10 protein-coding genes and 1 tRNA gene are annotated in these 17,688 nt (G+C 40.3%); 5 read left to right on the top strand and 6 right to left on the bottom strand.

From position 1 onward, the window contains the following. From RG47T_RS07350 to RG47T_RS07340, 3 genes are all read right to left on the bottom strand, one after another. Positions 1-892, bottom strand: an 892-nt coding sequence (locus RG47T_RS07350; RefSeq protein WP_253187501.1) for a LacI family DNA-binding transcriptional regulator, incomplete at its 3' end; no start/stop codon positions are given. Positions 893-1,100: 208 nt separating this feature from the next. Continuing rightward, positions 1,101-2,303 (bottom strand): cation:proton antiporter, encoded by a 1,203-nt coding sequence (locus RG47T_RS07345; RefSeq protein ID WP_074488819.1) that lies wholly within the window; start codon positions 2,301-2,303, stop codon positions 1,101-1,103. Positions 2,304-2,383: 80 nt separating this feature from the next. Next, entirely contained in the window at positions 2,384-4,498 is a 2,115-nt protein-coding gene (locus RG47T_RS07340; RefSeq protein ID WP_074488818.1) for a carboxy terminal-processing peptidase, read from the bottom strand. A gap of 666 nt (positions 4,499-5,164) precedes the next feature. Between RG47T_RS07340 and RG47T_RS07335 the strand changes: the two genes are divergently transcribed. Together RG47T_RS07335 and RG47T_RS07330 are read left to right on the top strand one after the other, a co-directional pair. Continuing rightward, complete coding sequence (locus RG47T_RS07335) at positions 5,165-7,660, top strand: DUF5686 and carboxypeptidase-like regulatory domain-containing protein (RefSeq protein WP_074493219.1); 2,496 nt, start codon at positions 5,165-5,167, stop codon at positions 7,658-7,660. A 105-nt stretch (positions 7,661-7,765) separates the two neighbouring features. Next, positions 7,766-8,611, top strand: a complete 846-nt coding sequence (locus tag RG47T_RS07330) for a phosphatase PAP2 family protein (protein WP_083627327.1) — start codon at positions 7,766-7,768, stop codon at positions 8,609-8,611. Positions 8,612-8,619: 8 nt separating this feature from the next. On the opposite strand, the gene RG47T_RS07325 is transcribed toward RG47T_RS07330, so the two are convergent. Beyond that, complete coding sequence (locus RG47T_RS07325) at positions 8,620-10,107, bottom strand: gluconokinase (protein WP_074488816.1); 1,488 nt, start codon at positions 10,105-10,107, stop codon at positions 8,620-8,622. Between the two features lie 81 nt (positions 10,108-10,188). Next, positions 10,189-11,655: a nicotinate-nucleotide adenylyltransferase gene (locus RG47T_RS07320; protein ID WP_074488815.1), complete on the bottom strand. Its 1,467-nt coding sequence runs from the start codon at positions 11,653-11,655 to the stop codon at positions 10,189-10,191. Between the two features lie 374 nt (positions 11,656-12,029). Here RG47T_RS07320 and RG47T_RS07315 point away from each other — a divergent pair. Further along, positions 12,030-12,116 (top strand) — tRNA-Ser (locus RG47T_RS07315). A 250-nt stretch (positions 12,117-12,366) separates the two neighbouring features. Continuing rightward, the gene (locus RG47T_RS07310; RefSeq protein WP_074488814.1) at positions 12,367-13,584 is read left to right on the top strand and encodes a site-specific integrase; all 1,218 of its coding nucleotides are present in this window, start codon (positions 12,367-12,369) and stop codon (positions 13,582-13,584) included. 223 nt (positions 13,585-13,807) lie between these two features. Here RG47T_RS07310 and RG47T_RS07305 read toward each other — a convergent pair whose 3' ends face one another. Further along, a complete protein-coding gene (locus tag RG47T_RS07305; RefSeq protein ID WP_139235636.1) occupies positions 13,808-16,300 on the bottom strand; it encodes a T9SS type B sorting domain-containing protein in 2,493 nt (830 codons plus the stop codon). A gap of 315 nt (positions 16,301-16,615) precedes the next feature. On the opposite strand from RG47T_RS07305, the gene RG47T_RS07300 reads away from it, so the two are divergent. Then, on the top strand, positions 16,616-17,686 hold the full coding sequence (locus tag RG47T_RS07300; protein ID WP_074488812.1) for a S41 family peptidase: 1,071 nt from the start codon (positions 16,616-16,618) through the stop codon (positions 17,684-17,686). Positions 17,687-17,688: the final 2 nt, after the last annotated feature.

Here is a 17,688-nt window from a genome sequence, read left to right as displayed (position 1 = left end):
TCATTGGCTGGGCAACGGCAGTTATTGGCGGGTTAAAAACTTCAAAAAAAGCATGATCGTCAAACCCGATAACGGCAATATCTTCCGGTATTTTTAATTTTAACTTATTAAGTGCTGCGAAGCCCTGTAACGCCAGGTAATTGGTGGCAAAGAGTACCGAATCAATCTCCTTGTGCTTGGTTAAGAAATTAGTGATCAGCTGTACCGCTTTTTCGGGTTTAGAGGTAAACTTAATTTCCAGTACATAATCTTTAACGCCCCCCTCCTTTATGGCTAAGCGATAACCGTTCATGCGGTCCTGCATTTGGGTTTGGTCAGAATCGAGGGTTACAAAGGCAATATTTTTAAATCCCTGGGCAACCAGGTGGCGAATGGCCATTTTTGAACCTTCCAGGTTATCGATACCTACATAATCTGTATCCAGGTCGGGAAAATACCTGTCGAAGAGTACAAAAGGCAGGCTATCATTACGCATAAACTTAAGCTCAGATTCTATACCCTTGGGTGGGGTAATAATGTAGCCATCTACACTGCGACTTTTAAACATCCGGATCAGTTCGATCGTCTTTTTCGGGTTATCTTCTGTACTGCAATAAATAATTTTGTAGCCCTTTTTATAAGCGCGTTCTTCTATTAACCGGGCAACACTTGCAAAAAAAGCATCGGCAATATCCTCAACAACCAGCCCTATTATTTTTGATTTGCCGGTACGGAGGCTTTGCGCTAAAGCATTGGGATTGTAGTTTTTTTCTTCAATATAATCAAGCACCTTTTTGGTAAGCTTGTCGCTTATCCGCATTTCTTTTGCCTTGCCGTTCAGGATAAACGATATCGTGGTGATAGATACGTTTAAATCCTGGGCAATATCATTCATAGAAATTTTCTGTTTCATAATTATGATTTATAAACTGGTAAATGCACTGGTGCAGGATTGGTTAATATCGGCAAATATAGCAAGCAATTATCGACACTATTTTATTTTTAGATTACACTGGTATAAATAATGTATACCGGATGATTTTAAAATAAAAACAAGCAAATTATTTTAGTGTACTTTCGGATTCACTTTCATGTAACACTTCACCATCTTTATTATTGTCTTATAATACCATTTTTTTGCTAGCCCCTTCTACAGCAAGTGATGCCACCACACAGGTAACTAGTATTAAAATAATAGTGCCATTTAGGGTATTATCGTCAATAATGCCGGCCTTATAACCCACCAAAATAATAGCTAAAGTGGCGGCTGCATGGGCACTGCTTAAGCCAAAAATAAGATTGCGCTGAATGCCCGAATATTTGAACAGCATTTGTGTAAACCATGCAGATAACCATTTACCGGCCAATGCAACCGCAGTTAAACTTGCGGCCACGATAACAGCTTCGGGCCCTCTAAAAAGTACCCGCAAATCAACCAGCATACCTACGCTGATCAGGAAAAATGGAATAAAAATGGCGTTACCAACAAACTCTATCCGGTTCATCAGCATGGATGAATGCGGGATGAGTTTATTTAGCGCAAGCCCGGCCACAAATGCACCGATAATAGGCTCTACCCCAGCCAGCTGGGCCAAAAACGCAGAAAAAAATACAACGGCTAATACAAAAACATAATGTGATGTTTTTTCGCTTTCCAACTTAGTGAAAAACCACCTGGCTATACGCGGCACAATCAAAAACATAATAATGGTGAACACCATAAGTGACAGGATAAGCTGCACCCAGAAGGCTGTTGTTAAACCTCCGTTTTTAGCCCCCATAATTACAGCAAGGATAATGAGTACCGCTGTATCTGTTAAAATTGTCCCCCCTACCGTAATCGCCACTGCCTCAGTCCTCGAAATACCGTACCTGCTTACAATAGGATATGCAACCAAAGTATGCGTGGCAAACATACTGGCCGTAAGTACCGATGTAAGCATAGAATAGCCCAGCAGATAATAACAAACGGGAAAACCTATTAGTATGGGAATAGAGAAAGTAAGAAAACCAAAAACAAAACTTTTATGCTTAGTTTTTTTAAACTCGGCAAGGTCGAGCTCTATACCTGCAATAAACATGATGTACAATAGGCCTATAGTAGAAAAAAGCTCGATTGCCGAATTTTTTTTAAGCAGGTTAAAACCATACGGCCCTACAATAATGCCTGCTAAAATAAACCCGACAATGCCGGGTACCTTAATTTTACCCATTAAAACCGGGGCAAGCAGAATGATAAAAAGTATAAGAGAAAAAATGAGCACAGGATTGCTTAATGGCAAATCAAACTGATGAATTATATGGTCCCAGGCAGAATTATTCATAGGTATTTTTAAGGTAAAAGGGCTATCAAATGACGGCCCTTTTTTGCAGTTTTAGCTTAAAAACTATTTGTTGAACTAATTTAATTGGCCTTATTAAGTCCAATATAGTCAGTTAATATCTGGCCGGCTTCTAATTTCAGAAAATCCAGGTCTTCATTCTTAGCCCTGGTTTCGCCTTTCTTTAAAGGGGGCAGGCCTAAAGCCACCCGGCGCAAATTATTACGTTCTAATAATTTTGCTTCGTCGGCATCGCGTTGCTGTTTCAGCTTATCCTCGTTAAGGGTTGTACTTTTTTCACCTTCACGCTTTTTAAAATCAGCAATATCAGCCGATAAATACTGATAGCTGGGGTTGGTAACCATACGGGCTTCGTGCAATTTGCGCAGCTGCGGTATTACGGTACTAAAGTCGTCAATTTTAGTGTAAGTGCTGGGTTTAATCATGTCGTAAGGCAGGGCAGATGGCTCCGTATCTTCGCCATATTTATCCAGAGGAATAATCGCCGGAAAGATAATATCAGGGGTTACGCCCTTATGTTGCGTTGAACCACCGCTGATGCGGTAAAATTTAGCTACCGTAAGGTTAAGCTGCCCAAATTTAGAAGTATTGCCCACCGGCTTTATTCCATTTTTATTGGCAAGGCTGGTTAGCATTTCTTTAATTGCGGGATTTATAATCTGATCCAAATCGTAAACCTGCTGTACAGTGCCCTTACCATAAGTTTGTGTACCAATAATTAGCCCCCTGCCGTAATCTTGTATAGCTCCGGAGAAAATTTCTGATGCCGAGGCACTAAACCTGTCAACCAGTACAGCCATAGGCCCGGTCCATGAAATTGAAGGGTCTTCATCATCGTCAACCTGTACCTTATCGCGGGTGTCGCGCACCTGCACTACGGGCCCGGTTTTTATAAACAGGCCGGTAAGGCTTACCGCTTCTACCAATGAGCCGCCACCATTTTGGCGAAGGTCCATTACCACGCCATCAACCTTATCGTTTTTCAGTGTATCCAGTATCAGCTTTACATCCCTGGTGGTACTTTTATAATTAGGGTCGCCTGCTTTGTAGGCGTTAAAATCCAGGTAAAAGGCCGGTACATTGATGATGCCTATCTTAACCGTTTTGCCATTTTGATTGTAAGTGCGGATCTCTTTTTTAACCGATTGATCCTGCAGAATGATCTTATCACGAACCAGCTCTACAATTTTGGATTTATCAGACGCATTTTTACCTTTTGGCAATAATTTCAGCCTAACAATGGTACCTTTAGCACCGCGGATAAGGGTAACTGCATTATCATTGCGCCAGCCAATAATTTCCTGAAACTCCCCGGTTTTACCTTGGGCTACGGCTATAATCCTGTCGCCAATATCAACCTGCTGGCTTTTAATAGCGGGGCCGCCGGCCGTAAGCGCTTTAATGGTAATGTACTCATTCTCTGAAGCCAGTGTAGCACCTATGCCCTCCAGCGAACGCGACATATCGATATTAAATGCAGCTGCACTAGCCGGGTTAAAATAATTAGTGTGCGGATCAATAGCATTGGTAAGTGCAGCCATAAAAACCTGCATTACATCGGTACTAACCAATTTGGCCGACTGGCTTAACAAGTTTTCATAACGTTTTTTCAACGTTGCCTTATTTTTGGCCATATCTGTGCTGGCCAGCTTTAAGTTAAGCAGATCATACTTAACGCGCTGAGCCCATTGGTTATCCATTTCTGCCTGCGAAGCAATAAACGGCAGGCTATCCCTGTCGTAAACAAAAATATCATTTTCATTAAAATCGAAGTTTTTATTTAACTGCGCCAAAGCGTAATTAATATGCTCCTTGTATCGTTTTTTATAAACGTTAAACATCAAAAACACATGTTCCAGGTTACCCGCTTTGATATCATCATCTAGCAAAGTTTTATAAGGCTCGAAGCTTTTGATATCAGATGCCAGAAAATAGTTGTGGTTTCCATCCAGAGATTTGAGGTAGCGGTTATAAATTACCCCTGAGATCGAATCGTTCAGTTCAACCTTTTTGTAATTGTACCTCGAAACCATTTCGGCTACACTTTTCAACACAACGCTTTGTTTTGCATCCGGCAGTACATCGCCACTATCAATTACAGGCAAAGCTGCACTGGATGCAACTTTACATCCCAGTAAAATAACCGTAAAAAACAACAAAAAAAATCTTTTGTACATACCTTTTATTATTCTTGAATCAACACTATACGTAAACATAAGATAAGTATCGGTATTTTATTTTTATTGGGGGATGATGGATGCTAAAACACTTATAATTTGTTACAGTATACCAACGACAAACGTATTTATAGTTAACGATGCTTGTAATCACTAATTAGCGATCATAAACAAAATAGTTTCGAATTGATTAATTTATACTAAAATCCATATAGTAAGTTAATAACTTAAATCACTATGTCACTGTGTTAGTAATTAAGCTATTATCAAGTACATCATTATTGCATATTTGATCGTTTTAATATCTTTTAATAACAGTATAAAATTAGATTGTTCAGAAACAATCCAGAATTGAAGTTTATTTTGTACATTATACACACATTAAACTGGTTAGATGGTTAAATAGATACTTAATTTTATTTTTTGATACTTAATTACTAATTCAATTTGTTACTTATTTTTTTGAATTGCCTTATAAAATTATCTTCTGTAAGGAAGATAACATGTCAGTTTTTATCCTTTAAGAATTTTTTAAAATTCAGTTACCTACTCTTCATATTATTTCCTTTATGCAGCACTGCCCAACAGCAAAATACCCCGGCAGTAAAAAAAGACAGCTTAACGCAGGATAGTTTAAAGCACACAACAGACTCGGGCCATAAAAACTTGCCATATAAACAAATTAGTACCCGTGTAACAGGGCAGGTTATTGATGCAACATCAGGCCACCCCCTTTCTTTTATCAGTGTTTCTTTCAGCGGGAGTAAATACGGAACCAATACAGACGACCACGGGAATTTTACCTTAAATGCTCCCCTGCCCTTTTACCGCATCTCGTTTTCATCTATGGGTTATCAGCCTGTAGTAAAAGTAATTACGCCGGGGCAGCCCAATGATTTAAAGATCCGCCTGGAAAAAAGCCAGACCCAACTTAAAGAGGTAAAAATAGTTTCGGGGAAAAGTAAACGATACAGAAATAAAGACAACCCCGCTGTAGAGCTTATTCAGCAGGTGATTGAACACAAGGCACAAAACCGGATGGAAAGCACCGATTACCTGCAATACGACCAGTATGAGCGCCTCGGGTTATCCATGTTTGACATGCCAAAGGCATTTATCAATAGCGCATTTTTTCGCAAGTATCAATTTATGATGGATACTACCCAAATCATAAACGGGCAAAAAAAGACCTCCGTTCCGGTTTATTTTAACGAAAAATTATCGAAGTATTATTATCGTAAAAGTCCGTCTAAAAGCATCCAGATCCTAAACGCAGAGAAGGGTGTCAACATCATTAAATTTATAGATACAACCGGTTTAGGCATCTATCTGAACCGGATGTATGGGAATAATATTGATATATACACCAATAATATCTTCATTATCAGTAACCAGTTTCTGAGCCCCATTGCAGACCACGCACCAGACTTTTACAAATTCTTTATTACCGATACGATACAAGTTGGCAACCAAAAATTAGTTGAACTTAGTTTTACCCCCCGCACCAAAGGCGACCTGCTTTTTGAGGGGAAGATAACCGTAACGCTCGATGGCCATTACGCTGTTGCAGCATGCGAGTTGAATGTAAACAAGCAGATCAATATTAATTTTATGCGCAGTTTAAAGATCAACCTCAACTTTGAACCTTATGCAGGCGGCCGTTATTACCTGAAGAAAAGCATTGCCAGGGCAGATTTCGGCCTTTTGAAAAACAAGGGCACGAGCATTTTGGGCGAGCGAACAGTGTTTTATTCTAATTACAAGTTTAATACACCACAACCGGCCGCATTTTACCAGGGTAAAAGTTTACAAACCGACATTAATCCCAACCAGGCAGATACTACCTACTGGAAAAATAACCGTACCGATACGCTTACCGGCCAGCAAAATGAGGTTTATGCCAAAGTGCAAAAGCTGGAAAACATGCCATCTTATAAAAGGACAACCTGGATTGCAAAAACTTTAGTAGGCGGCTATGCCGATCTGGGCGCTGTACAGGCGGGCCCTGTAGGTGCATTATACTCATTTAACAGCCAGGAGGGCTCACGTTTTCAGGTTGGCGGGCGTACTACACCGCAATTTAATAACACGGTTTACCTGCAGGGCTATACCGCGTTTGGCACCAGGGATACCAAGTTTAAATATGATTTTGCCACCTATTTTTCTTTAAATAAAACGCCTTTTTACCGTTTCCCCAATGATTACTTTAAGGTAAGTTACCTTTATGATGTAGCTACACCGGGGCAGGATTTTACCATTAATAATTCGCAGGCGGCACTGTCATCATTCCACTCCGGCACAACCGATTACTGGATCTACAGCAAATTTTTCAGGGTAGATTATGTGAAGGATTTTGAGAATCACTTCTCTTATAATGTATCTGTAAAAAATTGGGATCAGCAGGCGGCCGGTACCTTGGTATTCCAAAATAACGATGCGGCTAATACCCTTGTAAATCATTTAGTTACTACCGAAATTAGCGTAGGATTAAGGTTTGCACCACACGAAAAAATACTGCAGGGCACCGAGTCGCGCCATACCATCCATAGTAAATATCCTATTTTTAACCTGCAAATAAACCAAGGGATTAAAGGGCCTTTTAACGGCTCATACAATTACACTAATGTAACGGCCAACATTTACAAGCGTTTTTATATGTCGCAGCTGGGTTATGCAGACATAACGTTTGTAGGCAGCTATTTAGCCGGTAAGGTACCGTTCCCGCTGTTAAATATCAGCCCGGCCAATCAATCTATAGCTTACAACGATGATGCCTATAATCAAATGAACTACCTGGAGTTTGTGAGCGACCATTATGCAGGCATCAATTTTACCCAAAGCTTTAACGGCTTCTTCCTGAATAAAATACCGCTTATATCGCATTTAAAATGGCGCGAATACCTGTCATTTAAAATCTTATACGGCGGTTTACGTACCGAGAACGATCCGCTTTACGCTAAAAACCTGTACCAGTTTCCGGCAGCTGCGGGTGGAGCCAACGGCACCTATGCCCTGGGTAAAACACCTTATATAGAAGCTGGAGCCGGTATTGGCAATATCTTTAAATTTATAAGGGTGGATATGATCCGGAGGTTTAATTACCTCGATCATCCCGGTATTTCTACTTATGGTGTAAAGTTCAGTTTCAGCCCCGATTTTTAATGTTTGACTGAAAATTAACCAGTAAAATTTCTTTAATAAAATGTCCAATCTTTTTTAATGGTTTTTTGTTATGATGATATCTTAACAATTATTTAACCTGTACTGTTGAAAAAAATCATCTTCATTTTATTACTGTTTATTGCCTTTAAAGCCGATGCACAGCAAGGCGCAGATACGACTAAAAAAAAGGTTAACGTTGCTGATACCCTCAAAAAAGATCTTTTTACCGCGCCGGATACGGTAAGGCATCTGCACGGTAAATTCCGGTCGCTGATACCTCCTATGGCCATGATCGGCTATGGAATCGGCTCGTTTTATATTCATCCTTTAAGGCATTTTGATCATTATGTTTATGATGAAGCTGTTGAGCATGATATCATTACCAAAAGCCACCTGGAAAACTACTTTCAATATGCCCCTGTTGTTTTGGTTTACGGCTTAAACCTGGTAGGCGTGCATGGGAAAAACACCTTTGTTGACCGTACCCTTATCTATGCAATGGCACAGGGAATGCTTACACTTAGCTTATTTGGAGTAAAAAATGCGACACATCGTTTAAGGCCTAACGGTGCAGACAGGTTATCATTTGCGTCAGGGCATACAGGCAATGCATTTGCAGGGGCCGAGTTTATGTCGCAGGAGTTGAGCGAGAAGTCTGTAGCATATAGTATTATTGGCTATACATTTGCCACCACAACGGGTATTATGCGCATTTATCACCAGGATCATTGGTTTAGCGATGTTGTTGCAGGGGCCGGTTTTGGTATCCTGTCAACCAAAGGAGCTTACCTGCTGTATCCTTATATCAGGAATGCGTTTTCGAAAGAAAAAAAGGAGAAGAACAACGATATTCCTATCGAGCTAAAGAAAAACAAACAAACTAAAAGCGCGATACTAATGCCTTCTTACCAGGATGGTGCAGTTGGCTTCCAGTTTGCCATGCAGCTTTAGCTTTACAGCTATTTTAACTGATGCAACAAGTGCATAGTTCCTTTTAAGTCTTCGTATAATTTTTTATATAAGGGGAATGTTTGGGCATAAAGCTTATGGTTTTCAGCATTTGGGGTAATTAAAGCAGGCTCTTCAATAACGGGTAGTGCCTTTGCCGGCCAAAGCGCATTTATGGCCAAAAATATTGCGCCTATGGCCGATGCATCTTCCAGCTGCAAAACCATCAATTTTTTACCGGTAATATCAGCCAAAAGCTGCATCCAGGTTGAAGAGGTAATAAAGCCCCCGCTTATGTTAATCTGTTTAATTTCGACTGATGTATCTTCCAACGCGCGGATCACATCGTTTAAGGCATAGCAAATACCTTCGAGGGCGGCTCTTAAAAAATGATTTTGATCGTGCTGGGGCTGTATATTTAAATAAGCACCACTGCTGTTTGCATCCCATATAGGTGCCCTTTCGCCATATAAATAAGGTAAAAATATGAGGCCATCGCTTCCTGCCTTAATGGTTTCTATGGCATTAAATAAAGCATCGTAGCTCCCGGCATTCAGCTCGGTTTGGTTTAAAAACTTTTTCAATAGCCAGTCTACCGCTATGCCTCCATTATTTACAGCACCCCCACTTACATAAGTATGCTCGTTTAGTAAGTAATTAAACGTCATGGCCTTATAATTATAAACAGGTTCGGGGCCTGTAATACGCACTGCGCCACTGGTGCCTATGGTTAACGCCGCCGTACCCGGGTCTGTTACGTAGCTGCCAATATTAGCACAGCAACCATCGCTGGCCCCTATTACAAATGGTGTTATTTGCGGTATACCCAGTAAAGTAGCGCTTTCATCATTTAAACCTTTACGCACATAGGTGGTGTTAAATGTGTCGGCCAGCTGGTTAATCCTGATACCTGCCAACCGGCAGGCAGCCTCGCTCCAGCAAAGATTTTTTATATCAAACAAACCAGTTGCAGATGCGATGGAATAGTCTGTCTCGAACTGGTTAAACAAACGGTGCCAAATGTACCCCTTGATTGAGATAAATTTATGCGTTTCTTCAAACAGCTCATTCTGATTCTCTCTCAGCCAGATTAGCTTGCATAAAGGCGACATGGGATGAATTGGCGTGCCGGTTTGCCTATATATAGCCTCGCCTTCGGCAGAACTTCTGATCCTTTCGGCTATTTCTTCGCTGCGCACATCGGCCCAGGTAATCATCTGGCTCAAGGGTATCCCCTTTTCATTCACCGGGATTAAGCTGTGCATGGCACTGCTTAAACTAACAGCCACAGGTGCATCACCAAGCTGCCCTACAATATTCTGAATGCATTTTACAAAGGCCTGCCAGATCATTTCAGGATCCTGCTCACTAAAATTAGGATGGGGCTGATATATTGGATAATGATGCTGAGAAGATGCCATTACAACACCATCTAAATTTAAGGCAACACCTTTGGTGCTTCCGGTACCAATATCAATACCTAAAATATATTCCTTCATTTAATCCTTTTCTGGTAGGGCAGCTATATCAACGTAAATACTATTCGGTTCGTTTACAAATTATAGTTTTAAGCGCAAAGATTATATGTTATTAGCTGTAATACCTTTGTTAGCAACAGCGGTTTCTCCTGCATAACCAAACAGGCACCGTTCTTTAATCATCGTAGCTACTTCAGCAGGCACATAGTCTTCCCAACCGGCTTCGCCTTGTTTAATTAGTTGCAGTACATTATCGGTATCTACATTCAGGTTATTTTCATTGTAATGCCTGATATCTTCTATCTTGTTATTGGCAATCAGGTAACGGAATAGATCTATCAGATGGGGCGGCGGAGAAAATTTAAGGCAATTAAAGATAGTGCCGTTACGCAAAGTGGGGTAAATAAATAGCTTTACCTTACGGCTAAAAAGCGTGGCAAATGACTCCAGGATACCTCCGGGCAAATCCCGGTAATGCTCTTCAGTAAATATGTATTCCAGATTCGGATAGCCCAAAACAACACCAAGTTTTAACTTGGTAATCTTTGATAAATAGGCTACCAGCTTATAATATTCGTGAAAGTTTGAGATCAATACCGTTTGCCCCAGCGAACACAGGATATCAACCCTGTCCAGGAAATCTTTTTCATCAATATCTGCATTCAGGTCTGCGTCTCTTTCTTTTAACGATTGCAGCGTAAGCTCGGTAATTACCATCACGTTTTTACTGTCCACATCCGGCTCCTGTAAAAACTGTTTCACACCGGTGTTCAGCATATCCATATGCACATTAATTAACGGCCTGAAACGCCCGCGAATAACCACTGTATGTTTTTTATACAAGGCTTCTGTAGGCTGCAGGTTTTTACCATCAGGGCCAAAAACAGCCGCGTCAGAAAAACCATACTTCACCAGGTGAAGGCTCATTAAACGATTATCCACTTTATCAAAATCGGGCCCTTCAAAACGGATCATATCTATCTGTATCCGGTCTCTTGACAGGTTATCCATTAATGAAAGCAAGAATACCGGCGGCGCTGCATTGTAATAAAAACAGGCATAAATAAGGTTTACACCCAAAATACCAGCTGCCTGCTGCTGCAAATTATTATCGTTATCCAGCAACTTTACGTGAAGCACCACATTGTTAAATGGCCCGTTAGGTTCCCGCTGAAAGCGTACGCCCATCCAGCCATGCCCCTCGTTGGTTTTATTGTAATTGAGGGCTGCTATAGTATCAGAAAAAGCAAAAAAAGTGGTTTGATCGCCCCGTTGTTTGGCCAAACGCTCTATCAACAGGCCATATTCATGGTCGAGCATGGATATTAACCGCGATTCGCTTACATACCGGCGAACCTGCTGTACGCCATAAATAGCATCAGAAAAAGTCATATCGTAAGCCGACATGGTTTTGGCTATGGTACCCGATGAAGCACCGGCTTTGAAAAAATTTGCTGCAACATCTTGTCCTGCACCAATTTCGGCAAACGAGCCATAAATTTGAGGATTAAGATTAATGGCAAGCGCTTTTTGTTTTGTTCCAATATCTTTATTGTGGATGCTATTCATATATTAATCAGCTATATATACGCAAAGGAGGCAGATCGTTAAATACAGCGCAAAAATAACCATTTAAAGCATCTTAAGCTATTATTTTAATTCAATGGTTAACAACGGTAGTTCAACGGATCTGGGTATTGTACTTTATACACCAACTAACGGCTTTTATTACCAGGTTTTAAGGATGTATAATATAAAAAAATCCTAAATTTTAATTTAGTTGCGCATTTACATACATCTTTTGCGCTTTTTAGCTTTTTGGTAAAAGCCAGTCCTGCCTCATATAAAGGCCTTTTTACTCATTATCAGCACACTAAGAAACATTGCAAAAAAAAGTTGAATTAGAATTTGGCAATCCTGTATGGATTTGTACTTTTGCGCCCGGAGAGTTGGCAGAGTGGTCGATTGCGGCAGTCTTGAAAACTGTTGAACTGTGAAAGGTTCCTGGGGTTCGAATCCCTAACTCTCCGCGAATAACCCTGTCAAAAACAGCTAAAAGCCTGCAAATCAAATGATTGCAGGCTTTTGTTTTGGTGCCAAATCCCCAATTTATGCACCAATTATCAACAAAAAAGTGCGTATTTCGGTGCGTCATTTTTCAGTTATACCCTACGCACCGATTTTCATATATATAATTGAATATCAACCAGTTCAGTAATTGAACATCTTGTTTACGATTGATTGCAAGCTTAATTTTGTTTCACTTTTAACGTTATTGTTATGAAAACTAAATTCAGTTTGCTTTTCTACATAAGAAAGCCAAAAAACTATGTAAGCGGCCCCATGCCGGTGTGGGTGCGCATTACCGTGAACGGTAAACGTTCCGAAACGCCGTCTGGCCGTGAATGTGAACCAGCCCAATGGAATAGTGCTGCTGTCCGCCAGAAAGGCACTAAGGAAGAAGTAAAATCCTTTAACGCTTATTTAGACGACCTGCAAAGCAAGGTTTATGAGGCGCACCGCCAGTTAACCGAGGAAGATGTATTGGTGACGGCTGAAACCATCCGCAATAAATTTATGGGCAGAACTGAAAAGCCCCACTCCCTGATTGCCATCTTTAAAGAGCATAACCAAAAAATGGAAGCCCTGTTAGGTAAGGAATACACCCCAGGTACATTATGCCGTTACAAGACCTCTTTAAAGCATACCCAGGATTTTTTAAAGTGGAAGTATAACCTAACCGATATAGATATTAAGCAGGTTGACCATGCCTTTATAACGGAGTATGAGTTTTATTTACGTTCCGAAAGGAAATGTGCCAATAATTCTGCTGTCAAATACATTAAGAATTTTGGCAAGATCATCCGTATTTGCATCGCTAACCGCTGGCTGTCTTATAATCCGTTCTCGAACTATAAGAACAAAATCAAGACCGTTGACCGGGTTTATCTAACAACCGAAGAACTACAGGAAATGTCGGTTAAGGAAATGGCCACAGACCGTTTGACGCAGGTGCGTGATATTTTCCTGTTTTGCTGTTTTACGGGTTTGGCTTATGCAGATGTGAAAAAGTTGCGCAGATGGGAAATTGTAACTGGTGTAGACGGCGAAAAATGGCTTTCGATCAACCGGCTAAAAACCGATGTACCGTCCCGCATTCCATTACTACCAACTGCTATGGCTTTGATACAGCGTTACGCTGATCATGCCCAATGCGAAAACAGCGGGCGGGTCTTACCTGTATTGAGTAATCAGAAGATGAATAGCTATTTGAAGGAAATAGCGGACGTATGCGGCATTAATAAACCGATCACCTTCCATATTGCCCGGCATACTTTTGCAACGACGGTAACGCTTTTAAATGGCGTACCCATTGAAAGCGTATCCAAGATGTTAGGCCATACCAATATTCAGACCACGCAACATTATGCCAAGATACTGGATACTAAAGTTGGTGCGGACATGGCTTTGCTTCGGCAGAAATATTCGGCGAGGTGAAATATAATTCAGGTATTTTGGTTTAAACAAAGGCGGCCGTAATGAATGGCCGCCTTACTTTTAGCCGTATAACCCGAACTCACATTAAAGTAGCTACAAATGGTTGTTACGTTATTAATAATTTAGCTATTGATCGCAACAATTTTAATTTTTTTTTAGTTAGGAGATGTTTAATTGATTGAAGATTTGTTATGGTAGATTAATTTTAAAATAAGTCTCTCAATTAACGGATGATTGTTAAGCTTCCTGAAACTATATTGCATCCTGTCCCTAACTTAATGATATAATAATATGTTCCAACCGGAAGATCCTTACCATTTGACCGGCCATCAAACTGACCGCCATAATTTTTAGAATCAAATACCCTGGCTCCATACCTGTTATATAATTCAACCATAGCATTCGGGAAATTTTCTATTCCGGCTATTTCCCAGTTATCATTGATTCCATCTCCGTTAGGTGTAAAAGTGTTACTAATTCTAATTGGAGTTCCACCCACGGTTACTGTTACTGCAATACGAGCGCTTTCACAACTATTGACTAACTGCGTAATATAAAAGGTATTGTTTTGTTGTACATCTACATTGAAAATGCCTGAAGAATTTTCCTGTATATAATTTAAATCCGTTAAATTTTTATATAACCGGTAACTTGTAGCAACAACTGGATTAGTTACCCTGATCGTAACCGGGGAACTGCAGGCAATAATATTATTTATGATAGGTGGCGTAAGTACCGCATCTTTATTAGCTACGCTGTACGTTTTCTTAATTACACGACAGCCGTCTGCATCTGTTAAGATTAACGTATAATTCCCTTGTCCCAAATGCACTAAATCTACCTGATTACCAATGACCTGTCCTGAACTATTTTGCCATAAATAAATGTATGGAAGTGTCCCACCAGTACCAATAATGTTTTTGATAGATCCGGTTTGCTGATCACACTGATCGTCGGTGATGGTTATACCTGCTTCATTGATACCAAGGCTGGCTCCTACATTTATTGTAAATATCGGACTGTAATTGGTGCATTGAAACTGCTGGGTTTTTAACCGGTATTTACCGGCCGGAACACTCTTTAAATCTAAGTTTATCCCTACAACCTGATCCTGTTCATTGAGCCATTGAACCTGGGTAGCATTAGCCACATTTATTCCAGATATCGCCCCATTGTTGTCACAGGTAGCATCATGAATTTGAACATTTCCAAGATAGATTTTAGTATCGGTAAATTCTGAACTGATACCGCCTAATGTCGCAGTTGCCAATACGCCATAACCGGGTTGTAAAGCACCGTTATAAATCCATTTTCCGTCAGGCCCCGCCACTATCGAGGAGATAAACTTCTGAGGTTGGCATCCGGTGCAGTTAATGTCGGCATAAAATAATTCAATCCGCGCACTTGTTTTGGCAATGCCCGTAACGGACGAAGCAGTAATTGCCGTGATTGAGGTGTTGACAGGTTTATCGCCAGGCCCTTTATCAAGATACAAAAAAGGCGAGTTCTCATTGCAATAAAAACTATTATGGGAAAGCTCAATTGCAGAACTTTCTGATGTTTCAACAACAGCATGCGAATCTAATGTTCCAGCAGAACTGATCACATTTGTGAAAACATTACCCAAGTCATTTGTTGTGCCTCCAATCAACATGCGGCCATTGGTTTGCTTTATAGATATTGCGCTATTGTATATGGGCAGTAACGTGGAATGATCAGGAGATGTTCCAAAAGTATTTGAGTTGATATTAAGATCGATCCCGTTGCATTTCGCTACAGTGAGGTTACAACCCAGTGTATTGTGATCGATCAGCACAATAGGCGGATGGTTGATGTTCGGTTGCAACTGTGAAAAAACATACACCTGGAACTGGTAAGTTTTTATCATCGCTTCGGAATTACTGGTGCGTTTATAAATACTATTCGCATTGAAAATGTTATTTCGCAACTTAAGTAAGATGTTGTCATATAAATTGCCAAAACTAAATGAACCGAACCCGATATTTCCTTCACCTATCGTTTCGCCTCCAAATTCACAACTTACGCCTGGCGCAATCCCAACACCAATTTGAGGATTAGATTCAAAATCTAAACCATTTTCTTTAATCCCTATAAGATTAGATTTGATCACACAATCGCTGATTCCCTGGACTTCCAATCCTGCACCGTTATCATAAAGCACATTTCCTTTGCCTGGAGAACCAATAACCAATCGGTTGCCAGCATCATCGGCAAATACCCCTGTGCCGGTTGAAAATCTACCATCAGGCTTAACGGAGTAAAAGTTGCGGATGATCATCCCGTACATTTCGAAGACAGCCGCGCCGGATTGTACGAAAAAACAATCGGTTCTGCTTAGCACAGTTCCCGTTACCGCGTCGGTAAATGGCCCGGCAGCCTGCAAAATGATTTTCGCACCATTTACAGATAGTGTGGCCCCAGGTTGCGAAGAACCATCAATAATCAGGCTGGTTGTAATCTGAGGTAATGATGAATTAAGCGTTATTGTTTTATCTGTAGCCTGACTACCGGGAAGGTTAAAATAAATAAAGTCGGTTTCACTATTGCCATTATTGTTCGATAAGGTGATAGCCTCCCTCAAACTACCAGTGCCCGCATCAGCCTGGGTACTAACCGTAAAGATTGCACCCTCGCTTTTGTAAGCATTTCCTAAAATCAAAAAAAGCAATAAAGATATGAAATATAGATTGTTCAAAACGCGCACGGTACTAAGGCAGGTGTATAAATGACTAACACAAAATTAGTAATAAGGCAGATCTAAATACAAAGGCCAATGTTATCAAACGGTTACTTAAGTTACCCAACACTTAACACAGTCATAACATTCAAATCACTTTTATCTACTAATTTGCATCACTGGTTTCCCTTCGACCTAAACTTCCAATTCAAGTCACTTGTAATAGTAGTTCTTATGCAGACATCGCTTAACCGCAATCCTCTAACTTTCATGCACATTCTATGTCTTGCCATCCTATTTTCTTTTAGCTCTTGCCAAAAAAAAAATGCGGAAATGGTTGCCGATCCAAAGAGTTTCAAAGATATATTCGATGTTTTTTGGCATAAGATGGATAACCAATACGTTTATTGGGATACCGAAGAAACAAATTGGGACGCTATTTATACCCAATATCGGCCCTTATTTGAAAACTTGTCCTTTAGTGATCCAGACCGAAAGAAAGCAGCGTTCTACTTTAGGCAAATGACATCGGAACTGGAGGACGGTCACTACCGGATTACTTTTAACAATAAGCCGTTGTTAGACAGTATCATCAATCCTTCGATTGCACGCAAGTCTTTAGAGCCCGGCTTTCACGCCCCTTACAATTATTCAGATATAGTAACTCCTTACCTTGACAAAGGCTATTACACTGCTAAAGGTTCAATTATTAACGACAACGCCTTAATAAGTTTAACAACCGGAACCATTAAACAAAACTTACTTTACTTCAATTGCAACTTTTTTTCTTTAAATCAATCCCAAAAGGCTGGAGATGCCGCTATCGTACAAGGTTTAACTTTCTTTTTTTCAAAGCTTAATACTTCCGGTAAGATACAAGGTATTATTATAGATTTAAGAAATAACTATGGAGGCGATATTGGCGACCTGAATTATTTTGCCGGAAAATTAGTTACGGCGGACATAACTTTTGGGTACATCAGGAGTAAAAGTGGGCTGGGGCATAACGGATATTTACCTTGGATTGAAGCCAAAGTCAAGCATGATCCTTTATATCAAAATCAATATCCAATAGTTATTCTAACAGATAGTTTTACAGCATCGTTATGTGAAACAATTATCCTTGCCTTAAAGGCCGATCATGCCTGCACTGTAGTTGGTGAGGTAACTTATGGCGCAACGGGGCCGCTATCAGACCCGAATATTTTCAATTCCGGGTCTTTTGACGTCGGGGCATTTATGAAAGTGGAAACTTCTGCGGTAGAGTTTAAAACGTTAGATAATCAAGTCATAGAATCGAAAGGTATAAAACCCGATGTCCTAGTTCCCTTTAACATCCCGGCAATATCTCAAGGTAAAGATTTGCAGTTAGAAGCCGCTATTCGTTTTTTAAATTCCAAATAATT

The organism is Mucilaginibacter polytrichastri, from assembly GCF_001911425.1.
In the GTDB taxonomy this organism is placed as follows: Bacteria; Bacteroidota; Bacteroidia; order Sphingobacteriales; family Sphingobacteriaceae; genus Mucilaginibacter; species Mucilaginibacter polytrichastri.
This window is presented reverse-complemented; position numbering and strand designations above follow the sequence as displayed.